The sequence below is a fragment of the Kribbella sp. NPDC000426 genome (genome assembly GCF_040300265.1).
Lineage (GTDB): Bacteria > Actinomycetota > Actinomycetes > Propionibacteriales > Kribbellaceae > Kribbella.
The window spans coordinates 108,089-120,531 of sequence record NZ_JBEPDK010000011.1 but is presented as its reverse complement, the minus strand read 5'-3'; the positions used below and the strand labels follow the sequence as shown (position 1 = coordinate 120,531).

Here is a 12,443-nt window from a genome sequence, read left to right as displayed (position 1 = left end):
AGGTACGACGACGGTGGCTCACGACGGCGGCCCTCCGGCGGTACGTACTCCTGCGTGGCAGGAGTACGTACCCGGCGTGGGCGTGGCCAGGTCGTACCAGCGGGCGTGGCTGACCAAGGACATCGTCGCCGGCCTGGTCCTGTCCGCACTCCTTGTGCCGCAGGGCATGGCGTACGCCGAACTCGCCGGACTGCCGCCGGTCACCGGGCTCTACACCTCGATCCTGTGCCTGCTCGGCTACGCGGTCTTCGGGCCGTCCAAGGTGCTGGTGCTCGGCCCCGACTCGTCGCTGGGCCCGATGATCGCGGCGACGATAGCGCCGCTCCTGCTGGCCAACGGCGATCCCGCCCGGGCCGTCGCGCTCGCCTCGATGCTGGCGGTGATGGTCGGCGTGGTGATGACGGTCGCCGGGCTGGCCCGGTTCGGGTTCGTCGCGGACCTGCTGTCGAAGCCGACCCAGATCGGCTACATGAACGGGCTCGCGCTGACCATCGTGATCGGCCAGTTGGCCAAGCTGTTCGGGTTCTCGGTCGACGCCGACGGGCTGCTGGCCGAGGCAAAGGGCTTCGTATCGGGACTCGCCAACGGTGATGCCAACACGACGGCCGCACTCCTCGGGGTCGGTTCGCTCGCCGGCATCCTGCTGCTGAACCGGTGGCTGCCCAAGCTGCCGAGCGTGCTGATCATCGTCGTGCTCGCCTCGATCCTGGTCAGCGCGTTCGACCTGCAGTCCCACGACGTCGATACGGTCGGCAAGCTCCCCCAGGGATTCCCGCCGTTCACTGTCCCAGGGGTCGGCTGGGGCGATCTGCCGCCGCTGTTCGTCGGGGCACTGGCCATCGCCGTCGTCGCACTCGCCGACACGATGTCGACGGCATCGGCTTTCGCCGCGCGCAGAGGCGACCGGGTCCGCGGGAACCAGGAGATGGTCGGCATTGGTGCCGCCAACATCGCCGCCGGTTTCTTCCAGGGCTTCCCGGTCAGCACCAGCGGATCCCGCACGGCCGTCGCCGAGCAGGCCGGTTCCCGGTCCCAGGTGACCGGCATCGTCGGCGCCGCGATGATCACCGTGGTCCTGGTCGTCGCCAACTCCCTGATGCAGTACGTGCCGCAGCCGGCTCTCGGCGCGATCGTCATCGCCGCCGCGCTGTCGCTGGCCGACATCGCCGGCACGCGCCGGCTGTGGCATCAGCGGCGGACCGAGTTCGGGCTGTCGATCATCGCGCTGCTCGGCGTGGCGCTCCTGGGGGTACTGCCCGGCATTCTCATTGCCGTCGGCCTGTCCATCCTGAACGTGTTCCGTCGTACCTGGTGGCCGCACGAGGCCGAGCTCGGCCGGGTGGAGGGCATCGCCGGCCTGCACGACACCAAGAGCTATCCCGACGCCGAGCTTCTCCCAGGTCTGGTCGTCTACCGTTTCGACGCGCCGCTGATCTTCGCGAACGCGCGGATGTTCGGCGAGAAGGTACGGGAGATCGTCACCGACGATCCCGCCGTCCGGTGGATCATCGTGGCCGCCGAGCCGATCACCGACGTCGACACCACTGCCTCCGACATGCTGCAGGAGCTGGATGCGTGGCTGAACGCGCACGATGTGTCCCTGGTGTTCGCGGAGATGAAGGATCCGGTCCGTTCGAAGATCGAGCGGTACGAGCTGACCCGGACGATCAACCCGGCGCACTTCCTGCCGACCCTCGACGCGGCGGTCGCGGAGTACGTACGGGAGACCGGCGCGAGCTGGCACAGTCCGCAGCCGAGGACCGACGACGAGGGCTCGCGGCGGTGAGCCGGATCATCCCTCGGGGGTGACGACTCAGGATCGCGCCCGCTCGACGCTGGACGGACACCCGAGGATGGAGGACGTCATGCCTGTGCAGTTCCGGGGAACGATCAACGTAGATATTCGTGACTCCGTACCGGACTGGTCGCCGTTCGAGCCGGCCAAGGCGCCGGACGGCGCGCCGAATGTCGTCTACATCGTCCTGGACGACGTCGGCTACTCGGCCATGAGCTGCTACGGCGGGCCGATCGAGACCCCCAACATCGACGCGATCGCCGCTCGCGGCGTGCGCTTCACCCAGTGGCACACGACCGCGCTGTGCTCACCGACCCGGTCGTGTCTGCTGACCGGGCGCAACCACACGCGCAACAGCATGGCCTGCATCACCGAGGCGGCAATCGGATTCCCGAACGCGAGCGGCACGATCCCACCGGAGAACGGGATGCTGTCGGAGATCCTCGGCGAGCGGGGCTGGAACACCTACATGGTGGGCAAGTGGCACCTGTGCCCGACCGACGAGATGAACCTCGCGTCGACCCGGCGCAACTGGCCGACCGGCCGCGGCTTCGAACGGTGGTACGGCTTCCTGGGCGCCGAGACCAACCAGTGGTATCCCGATCTGGTCTACGACAACCACCCGGTCGCGCAGCCGCGCTCGCCCGAGCAGGGCTACCACCTCACCGACGACATCACCGACAAGGCGATCGAGTTCATCAAGGACGCCAAGGCGATCGCTCCGGAGAAGCCGTTCCTGCTGTACTACGCACCCGGTGCCTGTCACGCGCCGCACCACGCGCCGAAGGAGTGGATCGCCAAGTTCGCCGGCCGCTTCGACCAGGGGTACGAGGCGATGCGGGAGGAGACCCTGGCCCGCCAGAAGAAGCTCGGTCTGGTGCCGGCCGACACCGAACTGCCGCCGGTGAACCCGATCGGCACCCCCGAATCGCGCAGCGGCCCGGACCACCAGCCGTTCCCGGCCTTGGACTACACCCGTCCGTGGGACTCGCTGAACGCCGACGAGCGCCGCCTGTTCGCCCGGATGGCCGAGGTGTACGCCGGATTCCTCGCCCACGCCGACCACCACATCGGCCGGTTGCTCGCGTACCTCGAGCAGACCGATCAGCTCGAGAACACCCTGGTCGTGGTCGTGTCCGACAACGGTGCGAGCGGCGAGGGCGGCCCGAACGGCTCGGTCAACGAGATGAAGTTCGCCAACGGGATCGACGACGACCTGGCGGAGAACCTGGCCAAGCTCGACGACCTGGGTGGCACGAAGACCTACAACCACTACGCGAACGGCTGGGCGATGGCCTTCAACACCCCGTTCAAGATGTGGAAGCGGTACGAGTTCACCGGCGGCACCGCAGACCCCTGCATCATCTCGTGGCCGGCGGGTGCTCCGGCGCGCGGCGAGCTCCGCCACCAGTACCACCACGCGATCGACATCGTCCCGACGATCCTCGACGTCCTGGGCGTCGAAGCCCCGGAGACGATCAAGGGACACACCCAGTCCGACCTCGACGGGATGAGCATGCGGCCCAGCATGGCCGACGCGAGCGCCGACTCCGGCCGGCGGACGCAGTTCTACTCGATGCTGGGATCCCGCGCGATCTACCACGAGGGCTGGAAGGCGGTCACCACCCACCCCACCATCGCCGGCTGGGGCGACTTCAACGCCGACGAGTGGGAGCTCTACCACGTCGAGACCGACCGGTCGGAGACCAAGAACCTCGCGGCGGAGCACCCGGACAAACTGCGCCAGCTGGTGAACGGCTGGTACGCCGAGGCCGGCGCGAACAAGGCCTTCCCGCTCGACGACCGTTCCGCGGTGGAGATCCTCGGCACCGCGCGGCCCCAGCTCACGGCGGCCAAGAACCGGTACGTGTACTACCCGGACACGGCGCCGGTCTCGGAGTGGCAGGCGGTCAACACCCGGAACCGGTCGTTCGCGATCGGCGCGCTGGTCGACATCCCCGCCCCGGGGGCCGAAGGTGTGCTGTTCGCCATGGGTGCCAGGTTCGGCGGCCATGCGCTGTACGTGAAGAACAACCGGCTGCACTACGTGAACAGCTTCGTCGGCGCGGTCGAGCAGCAGGTCGTCGGGACGAAGGACATTCCCACCGGAACGAACCTGCTCCTGTCGGCCGCGTTCGAGAAACAAGGGATGGACCGTGACGGCGCGACCGGCACCCTCTCGCTGTACCACGGCGACGAGAAGGTCGGCGAGGGACGCATCAAGACCCAGCTCGGAGCCTTCGCCATCGCCGGCGCGGGTCTGTACGTCGGCAGGCACAGCGGCGAGCCGATCACCGACGACTACCCGGGCGAGCCGCCGCACCACTTCACCGGCGGCACGATCAACCGAGTGGCCGTCGACGTCAGCGGCGAGCCGTACCTGGATCTCGAACGCGAAGCCGCGCTGATGCTGATGCGGGAGTAGGACCCGGCCGTGACGACGGATAACGAAGCAGCCGTGCGGCCGGACGTCCTGCTGTCGTCCTGGCAGGACACCCCGGCACGGCAGGCGATCGTGGACTACGTCGACCGGGCCGTGCGGGAGGGCGGAGCGCAGTACGTCCCGCCCTCCGAGCGGATCGCGGTGTTCGACAACGACGGCACGCTGTGGTGCGAGAAGCCGATGCCGGTCGAGCTCGGCTTCATCCTGCAGCAACTCGCCGAGGCGGCCGAACGGGATTCGAGCCTTCGCGCACAGCAGCCGTGGCAGGCCGCCCGGGACAAGGACTACGCCTGGCTCGGGGAGGTCATCACCAAGCACTACCAGGGTGACGACAGCGGTCTGGCCGTGCTCCTGGACGGCGTCCTCCGGACGTTCGCCGGCATGAGCGTCGACACCTACGCGGAGATCGCCGAGCGCTTCCTCCGGACGACGCCGCATCCGACGCTCGGTCGGCTGCTCCGGGAGTGCACCTACCTCCCGATGGTCGAACTGTTGCGTTACCTGGAGGCCAACGGGTTCACGACGTACATCGCGTCCGGAGGCGATCGCGACTTCATGCGAGCGATCGCCGAGGAGGCGTACGGCATCCCGGCCGAGCGCATCATCGGCAGCTCGGCCGGGCTCCGGTACCGCGATGACGACACCGGAGGCTCGGTCGTCTACCAGGCGAAGATGGACGGCTTCGACGACGGGCCGATGAAACCGGTACGGATCTGGAGCCGGACCGGCCGCCGACCGGTCGTTGCCGGCGGCAACTCCAACGGCGACGTCCCGATGCTCAGCTACACCGGGCATCCGTCGCGTCCCGGGCTCCGGCTGCTGATCCTGCACGACGACGAGGAACGCGAGTTCGGCTACACCGCCGGGGCGGAGGCGTCACTCGAGCAGGCCCGCACCGAGGGCTGGACGACGGTCAGCATCAAGCACGACTGGGCGACCGTCTTCGCCGACAGCGTCCGGGACGGCTAGAAGCTCCGGTTCACCGAAGCTGTTCGCGGGTCGAGCTGGGCGTCCAGGGTCATGGCCGCGTCGATCAGGGCGAGATGGGTGAACGCCTGCGGGAAGTTGCCGATCTGCTCGCCGGTCAGCGCGATCTCCTCGGAGTACAGGCCGAGGTGGTTGGCGTAGGTGAGCATCTTCTCGAAGGTGAGTCGTGCCTCCTCGAGCCTGCCGGCCTTGCCGAGCGCGTTGACGTACATGAACGTGCACAGTGAGAACGTGCCCTCCGACCCGCGGAGGCCGTCCGGCGACGCCTCGGGGTTGTAGCGGTAGACGAGGCTGTCGGTGACCAGCTCGGAGTCCATCGCCCGCAAGGTCGACAGCCACTGCGGATCCTGTGGCGCGACGAACCCGACGGTGGGCATCCGCAGTAGCGACGAGTCGAGCACCTTGCTGCCGTACTGCTGCACGAAGGCGCCGCGCTCGGTATCGAAGCCGCGCGCCATGACCTGGTCATAGATCGCATCCCGGGCGCTGATCCACCGGTCCAGCGGAGCCGGCCGCGACCGGGCGGCGGCGAGCCGGATCGCCCGGTCGAACGCGGTCCAGCACATCACCCGGCCATAGGTGAAGTCCTTACGCCCGCCCCGGGTCTCCCAGATGCCCTCCTCGGGCTGGTCCCAGTTGTCGGTGAGCCAGTCGAGCAGGTCCCGGACCGCGACCCAGCCCTCGTGGCCCATGGTGAGCCCCCGCTGGTCGCCGCAGTACATGCTGTCCAGCGCTTCGCCATAGATGTCCAGCTGCAACTGGCTAGCGGCGCCGTTGCCGATGTGCACCGGGCGGGATCCGCGGTACCCCTCCCAGTGCTCGAGTGTCTCCTCGGTGAGGTCGGACGAGCCGTCGACGCGGTACATGATGTTCAACGGCCCGGCCCCACCCGCTGTGTCCTGCACGCGATCCCGCAGCCAGCCGCTGAAGGCCGCGGCCTCCTCGGTGAACCCCATCCGAAGCAGGGCACTGATGGAGAAGGAGGCGTCCCGGATCCAGGTGTAGCGGTAGTCCCAGTTCCGCTCGCCGCCGATCTGCTCCGGCAGCGCAGCCGTCGGCGCGGCCACCAGCCCGCCGCTGGGTGCGTACGTCATCAGCTTCAATGTGATCGCCGAACGCTGGAGCATCTCGCGCCAGCGACCTGTGTACGTCGACTGCGCCAGCCAGGTCCGCCAGAAGGCGGCCGTGTCGTCCAGCAGTTGCTGTGCCTCGGCGACGCGGATCTCCCGCGGCGGCCCGTCGGCCGCCGTCTCGAGCATCAGCCCGCGCAGTTGCCCGGCCTCGAGGGTCAACGAGAACTGCAGGTCGCCGGTGTCGCCCACCCGGGGTTCGACGAGGCGTGCGTCGTCGGGCTCCCGTACGACGTGGAAGGTCAGCGCCGAGTCCTCGCTCGTGCACACCCCGCCGTGCTCGGTCGCGTGCCACTGATGCGGCTTGCGCCCGTAGTCGAACCGCGGCGCGATGTCGAGGTCGAACGTCATCCGGCCGCGGACACAGCGCAGCAGCCGCACGATCCGGTGGTTCCGGGTCGCGTGCGTACTGCTGGTCGCTGGCATGAAGTCGATCACCTCACCGACACCGGCCTCGGTCAGGAACCTGGTGATCAGGATCGCCGTGTCCGGGAAGTACAACTGCTTGGTCTCGAAGGTGCCGTACGCCGGACGGATCCGCAGGTGGCCGCCGTTCTCATGATCCAGCAGCGCCCCGAACACGCTGGGCGAGTCGAAACGGGGCGCGCAGAACCAGTCGATCGAGCCGTCGGTACTGACCAGGGCGGCGGTCTGCAGATCCCCGATCAACCCGTGGTCCGCGATCAACGGATAGTCCTTCACGGCGGCACTCCCCCACGACTACTCGGCGGCCTTCTTGACCTCCTCGGCACTGTCCGCGTCGACCTCCTCCTTGGTGACCTTCGCGGCATGCGACAGCGCCTTGTCCACATCCGTGATCCACGTCGCTTCGAAGAGCGCGACGATGCCCGAACTGTCGGGCGGCAGGGCGTCTTCGACGTCGGCCTTGATCGCCTTCTTCTCCCGGTGCGACTTCAGGCCGCCGATACCGAGTCCGGCACCCGCACCCAAGGCTGCCCCCGCCAACAGGCTCGGCGGGAAGATCAGCCCGACGACCGCACCCCCGACCGCTCCCCACATCGCACCCTTCCTGGCCGTGTGGAAATCGTCGTCGACATGGATCTTGCCGTCGGAGTCGCGGCTGACGAGGACGAGCCCCTCGACCTTGATCACGTCGTCCGAAGCGGCCTGCTTGATGGCGTCCCAGTCACCCTGTGCTGCCCCTGCCTCCGAATACGCGGCGATGTACAGACAGACTGGAGCCTTACTGTCAGATCCCACGGGTCTCTCCTCTGGATCGGGCGACCGCGACCGCGCGCGGTCCGACGTACTTTCTCGCCCTCACCCTCGCCGCGACTCCGGGTGGAAAGCCTCACCCCGGGCGGATGATGCTCACGATCCGCGGTCGCGCAACGATCCAAGTCGGCTGTCGCCATCAGGGGCGACCCGAGCGCGCGAAGGGAATGACATGGGGTGCTTCTTCGCCTTGTTTGCCGGGCTCTTTCCGCGCCTGGGACTGCTGATCGTCTGGGTGGCGCGCCCCAAACTGGTGGATGCCGCCTTCGACACGTGGATCTGGCCGCTGCTCGGCATCATCTTCCTTCCGTTCGCGACGCTGATGTACGTCGTCCTCTACACCGGAGGCGGCCTGTCCGGCTTCGACTGGTTCTGGGTCGTCTTCGCCGGATTCCTCGACCTCGTCCATTGGGGTGCCGGCTGGACCCAGCGGCGCCAGGCCCCGGGCTACCCGGGCGGCGTCCAGGCCTGACGCCGAGGTTCATCCATGAAGGGTGAGGTTCTGTTCGGCCGGGGCGGAGACGATCGATCCCCTAGCCCGAGCGGCGAGGAGGCGCGGCATGGCTGTTCCAGACCCCACGCTGTCCGGTCGTGCGGAAGCCGGCGTGCCGGCCGGGACGGCCGACGTGAAGCGGCCGTCGAAGGGGCGGTCGGCCGCGGTGATCGTCTGCCTGGTGCTGGCGGCGTTGCTGACCACACCGGCGGCGATCGCCTACTGGGGACAGCGCACGCTGAACGACACCACGCGCTACGTCAACACCGTCGGCCCGCTGGTGAACTCGCCGGAGGTGCAGGACGCCATCGCCACGAAGGTCACCGACACGATCCAGGACCAGGTCGACATCGAGGCGCTGCTCAACGACGTGTTCTCCGGTGTCATCACCGACCGTCCGCGGCTGCAGCGACTGGTCGGGCCGCTGTCCGGCGCGATCAACAGCCTGATCGAACGGCAGGTCCGGGAGTTCATCGCCTCGGACGCGTTCGCCGACCTCTGGACTGCCGCCAACACCAGAGCCCAGCAGACCCTCCAGCGGGTGCTGAAGGGTGATCAGACCGGAGCCGTCTCACTGCAGGGTGAACAGATCGTCCTCGATGTCTCCCAGGTCATCGACCAGGTCAAGCAACGCCTGGTCGATCGGGGCCTCACGATCGTGCAGAACGTCCCTATCCCCGACGTCGACAAGCAGATCGTGCTGATGGAAGCACCGCAGGTCAAGCAGCTCCGGACGATCTACGCGTTCGCGAACCCCGTGGCCCAGTGGCTCATCGTGGTGGTGGCCGGGCTCTATCTGCTGGCCCTGCTGCTCTCGCGCCGGCGGCCGCGCACGACGGTGATCATCGGGGTGCTGATGGCGGCGAACGCGTTGCTGATCGCGCTGGCGCTGACCGTCGGACGGCAGCTGTTCATCGACGCCCTGTCCGGTACGACGTTCAGTACGGCGGCCGCAGTCTTCTACGACCAGCTGCTGTCCTATCTCGAGCGTGGCCGGCAGGTGTTCTTCCGGCTGGGCCTGGTGATCGTGGTCATCGGCTGGTTCGCAGGACCCAACAAGTCCGGTACCGCCGTACGTACTGCCGTCCGCGACGGTCTGGAAGGTATCGGCGCAGCCCTGTCGAACGGCCCGGTCGGCACCGCGGGCCGCTGGGTTGCGGCCAACGCGCGGTGGTTACGGGTGGTCATCGGCCTGCTGGGCGCCGTCGTACTGTTCTGGGGTAACAACGTCTCACAGGGCAGGCTGTTCTGGTCGCTCGCGCTCGTGGCCCTGCTCCTGGTGGTGGTGCAGCTCCTGGTCGGCGCCGGCCGGGCTTCGGCCGCCTCCCGTCCCGTCCCTCCGGCCGAAGCCGTTGCCGGGACCGCGAACTAGCCGGCTGTGACAGCGGCGGCAGGCAGGCGCGCATGAACATCGTCTGGGCCGCTCTGGTCATGGTCCTGTCGACAGCGGTCACCGTCACTGCAATGCTCCTCGTGCGCAGGCGGGCGCCGGAGGGCAGCTACTTCACTGACGGTGACCGCGCCTCGGGTGTCTTCGGCGTGCTGGCCACCGGGTTCTCCGTGCTGCTCGGTTTCATCATCTTCTTGTCGTTCACGTCGTACGACCAGTCGCGGGCCGGCGCCGAGTCGGAGGCGACGATCGTGGCGCAGCAGCTCCAGACGGCCCAGTTCATGCCCGGCAAGGCCCGGTCGGAGCTCACCGCCGAGCTGACCTGCTACGCGCGATCCGTGGCCGGGATCGAGTGGAACTCGCTGAACACCGGCACGCTGGGCAATTCGGTCAATCCGTGGGGCGTGGAGATGTTCCGGACGATCTCGACCGTCGATCCGCAAACTCCGGCCGAGCAGTCGGCGTACGACCGCTGGATGGATCAGACCGCCGCCCGGGAGCAGGCGCGCATCGACCGGATCCACGGTGCGGAGGGGATCATCCCGGCGCCCGTGTGGCTGGTCCTGTCGGTGATCTCGGTGGTCATCTTCGTGTACCTGCTGTTCTTCGCCGACCCGGGCGAGCGGGCGCTGACGCAGGGGATCTTGATGGGCAGCGTGACGGTGGTCATCACCCTCCTGCTGTTCCTGCTGGTGTTCTTCGACCATCCGCACGGCGACGGCGTGGGCAGGCTGCAGCCGACAGCGATGGAACGAACCATCGGCCTGATCGACTCCCAGACCAAGCTGGTCGGGCTCGACGTGACCCTTCCGTGCGCAGATGACGGCAGCCGGCGCTGACGAGCGGCCCGGGAGCGGCCGCACCTGGCAGGAGGTGATCGTCACCGTCCTGCTGGTGGTCGCCGCCCTCGGCACCTCGTGGAGCAGCTACCAGGCGACCAGGTGGACCGGCGAGCAGGCAAAGGTCGCCGGCCGCATCAACGCGATCAGGATCGACGCTGCCCGGGCCCAGGGCCAGGCCCAGTCCCAGAGCCAGGTGGACGTCGCCACGTTCATCGCCTGGGCAGACGCCGACCGCCGGGGTGAGACCGAGGTCGCCGACTTCTACTCGCATCGCTTCCGCACGGAGTTCCGGCCCGCGTTCGACGCCTGGATGGCGACCCGGCCGGCCACCAACCCGGCTGCGCCGCCGACGCCGTTCGCGATGCCGCAGTACCGGCTCGCGTCGCGAAAAGAGGCCGAGCGGCTCGACGCGGCCGCCGACGCCGCCACGGTCGTGGTGCTGCGCGACCTGCAGACAGTCAGTAACTATGTGCTCACGGTCGTCCTGTACGCCGTGGTCCTGTTCTTCGCCGGGATGAGCACCAAGGTCGCCGGCCGCCGCGCGCGCTGGATCCTCATCGGGATCGGCTGCCTCGTCTTCGTCATCGCGATCGCCTGGATCGCGACCTTCCCGGTCAGCGTCCAGATCTGAGCTCAGCGGCCCCGGCCTGGCTCGTCCCCTGAGGATGATGCCGCCGCCGGGGCGATTCGACAGCCTGGTGCCATCCTCCGCCGTGGCGGAACGGTCCGATCACGACGTGGCACAAGGGAGTGAATGACAGTGGCACAAGGGGCAGCAGCATCGCACTACGACAAAGCGAGCGAGGAACACGAGGTCAGCGGCTGGGCGGTCGGATTCACCCTGTTCGCCGGCATCATGATGGTCATGGCCGGCGGCTTCCACGCCTTCTCCGGCCTGGTGGCGCTCTTCCAGAACGAATTCTACGTCGCCACCCGCAACTACCTGTTCCAGTTCGACGCCACCACGTGGGGCTGGATCCACCTGCTGGTCGGCATCCTGGTGATGGTGGCAGGTTTCGCGATCATGGCGGGCCAGACCTGGGCGCGGGTCGTCGGCATCATCCTGGCTGTCCTGAGCGCGATCGCCAACTTCACGTTCATCCCGTACTACCCGTTCTGGGCACTGACCATCATCGCCGTCGACATCTTCGTGATCTGGGCGCTGGCCGTGCACGGGCGCGATGTCAAAGATGTGATGACGTGACCGGTACGGAAGGCGATGTGCGCTGAAGCCACCCGGAACCGGCACCGGCCCGCTCGAGATCCACGAGCGGGCCGGTGCACTGCGTGCGGGCGGTCCTGGAATCAGCCTGCTCGGCGCCGGCTGTCGTCGACGTACGGGAACGGGTTGCCGGACGCTCGTGCGCCGGAGGCGAGCCAGGCCGCGAACCCTTCCGGGGATCGCCGGTTGAGCTCGTCGAGGTACAGCTGCCGCTGTTCGACGACGGCCTGGCGCCGCGCGGGTGTCGTCGCGGTCTCCAGCAACAGGAAGCTTTGCCGCCAGAGCAGGCACAACTCCACGTCGTGGAGGGAACTGAGCTCTCGTGCCGGCGCGACCTCAGGGGCATCGGCGTGCGACGGCGCCGGGTCGCGGGGTGTCGCGTCGCGGTGTTTCGTCCGGTCGCGGTGTTTCGTCCGGTCGCGGGGTGGCGCCGGCTCCGGCCGTACGACCCCGGGGTCCCCCTGCACGCGCCGTCGCGACCGGATGCGTGAGGTGACGGCCGGCGTGGTCGCCGCCAGCGCCAGCACGATCAGGATGCCGGCCAGCCCCAGGACGGCAATCAGGCCTGCGGCGGCCGCCAGGACCAGCGCGGTGGCGAACGTGCCCTGAATGATCCTGGACGCCGTGGGCCGCCCGGGCCCGTCCCAGGCGGACGAGACCAGGACTATTGCCACCATCGCGAGAACGACGACACTGATGAGCACGCGCACCAGACCCCAGTGGGCGATCGCACAGACGACGCCCGCTGTCACAGCCAGGTAGACGCACCAGATCCGGACAGTTCGGCCCCGACCGCGGAACGCGCCGGGATCGGATCCATCGGCGCCGGATGACCGCATCATCTCGCTCACGTTCTCAGTCCTTTGCCCCGGTTCTCGATCGCATCTTCCGCCACCGAGCTCAGA

Annotated in this window: 11 protein-coding genes; 8 read left to right on the top strand and 3 right to left on the bottom strand. The window is 68.3% G+C overall.

Translation table 11 applies throughout. The features are described 5' to 3' along the window. Positions 1-13: 13 nt before the first annotated feature. From ABT313_RS41555 to ABT313_RS41545, 3 genes are all read left to right on the top strand, one after another. Positions 14-1,786, top strand: a complete 1,773-nt coding sequence (locus ABT313_RS41555; RefSeq protein ID WP_350866079.1) for a SulP family inorganic anion transporter — start codon at positions 14-16, stop codon at positions 1,784-1,786. Between the two features lie 79 nt (positions 1,787-1,865). Continuing rightward, positions 1,866-4,220: an arylsulfatase gene (locus ABT313_RS41550; protein ID WP_350866077.1), complete on the top strand. Its 2,355-nt coding sequence runs from the start codon at positions 1,866-1,868 to the stop codon at positions 4,218-4,220. Positions 4,221-4,229: 9 nt separating this feature from the next. Then, positions 4,230-5,207, top strand: a complete 978-nt coding sequence (locus ABT313_RS41545; protein ID WP_350866075.1) for an HAD family hydrolase — start codon at positions 4,230-4,232, stop codon at positions 5,205-5,207. On the opposite strand, the gene ABT313_RS41540 is transcribed toward ABT313_RS41545, so the two are convergent. Next, complete coding sequence (locus ABT313_RS41540; protein ID WP_350866073.1) at positions 5,204-7,057, bottom strand: glycoside hydrolase family 15 protein; 1,854 nt, start codon at positions 7,055-7,057, stop codon at positions 5,204-5,206. The genes ABT313_RS41545 and ABT313_RS41540 overlap by 4 nt on opposite strands. An 18-nt stretch (positions 7,058-7,075) precedes the next feature. After that, on the bottom strand, positions 7,076-7,576 hold the full coding sequence (locus tag ABT313_RS41535) for a DUF1269 domain-containing protein (RefSeq protein ID WP_350866071.1): 501 nt from the start codon (positions 7,574-7,576) through the stop codon (positions 7,076-7,078). 187 nt (positions 7,577-7,763) lie between these two features. Between ABT313_RS41535 and ABT313_RS41530 the strand changes: the two genes are divergently transcribed. From ABT313_RS41530 to ABT313_RS41510, 5 genes are all read left to right on the top strand, one after another. After that, the gene (locus tag ABT313_RS41530; protein WP_350866069.1) at positions 7,764-8,063 is read left to right on the top strand and encodes a hypothetical protein; all 300 of its coding nucleotides are present in this window, start codon (positions 7,764-7,766) and stop codon (positions 8,061-8,063) included. An 88-nt stretch (positions 8,064-8,151) separates the two neighbouring features. Further along, positions 8,152-9,456, top strand: a complete 1,305-nt coding sequence (locus ABT313_RS41525) for a hypothetical protein (RefSeq protein WP_350866067.1) — start codon at positions 8,152-8,154, stop codon at positions 9,454-9,456. 32 nt (positions 9,457-9,488) lie between these two features. Beyond that, on the top strand, positions 9,489-10,313 hold the full coding sequence (locus ABT313_RS41520) for a bestrophin-like domain (RefSeq protein WP_350866065.1): 825 nt from the start codon (positions 9,489-9,491) through the stop codon (positions 10,311-10,313). After that, complete coding sequence (locus ABT313_RS41515; RefSeq protein WP_350866063.1) at positions 10,294-10,947, top strand: hypothetical protein; 654 nt, start codon at positions 10,294-10,296, stop codon at positions 10,945-10,947. The genes ABT313_RS41520 and ABT313_RS41515 overlap by 20 nt, the downstream gene beginning before the upstream one ends. A 123-nt stretch (positions 10,948-11,070) precedes the next feature. Beyond that, positions 11,071-11,520, top strand: a complete 450-nt coding sequence (locus tag ABT313_RS41510) for a DUF7144 family membrane protein (RefSeq protein ID WP_350866061.1) — start codon at positions 11,071-11,073, stop codon at positions 11,518-11,520. A gap of 101 nt (positions 11,521-11,621) precedes the next feature. On the opposite strand, the gene ABT313_RS41505 is transcribed toward ABT313_RS41510, so the two are convergent. Then, positions 11,622-12,389 (bottom strand): hypothetical protein, encoded by a 768-nt coding sequence (locus ABT313_RS41505; RefSeq protein WP_350866059.1) that lies wholly within the window; start codon positions 12,387-12,389, stop codon positions 11,622-11,624. Positions 12,390-12,443 lie beyond the last annotated feature (54 nt).

Excerpts from the sequence above, each read along its gene's own strand:
- ABT313_RS41550 (WP_350866077.1), top strand. The coding sequence starts at position 1,866 with ATGCCTGTGCAGTTCCGGGGAACGATCAACGTAGATATTCGTGACTCC.
- ABT313_RS41520 (WP_350866065.1), top strand. The coding sequence starts at position 9,489 with ATGAACATCGTCTGGGCCGCTCTGGTCATGGTCCTGTCGACAGCGGTC.
- ABT313_RS41510 (WP_350866061.1), top strand. The coding sequence starts at position 11,071 with ATGACAGTGGCACAAGGGGCAGCAGCATCGCACTACGACAAAGCGAGC.
- ABT313_RS41515 (WP_350866063.1), top strand. The coding sequence starts at position 10,294 with ATGACGGCAGCCGGCGCTGACGAGCGGCCCGGGAGCGGCCGCACCTGG.
- ABT313_RS41525 (WP_350866067.1), top strand. The coding sequence starts at position 8,152 with ATGGCTGTTCCAGACCCCACGCTGTCCGGTCGTGCGGAAGCCGGCGTG.
- ABT313_RS41530 (WP_350866069.1), top strand. The coding sequence starts at position 7,764 with ATGGGGTGCTTCTTCGCCTTGTTTGCCGGGCTCTTTCCGCGCCTGGGA.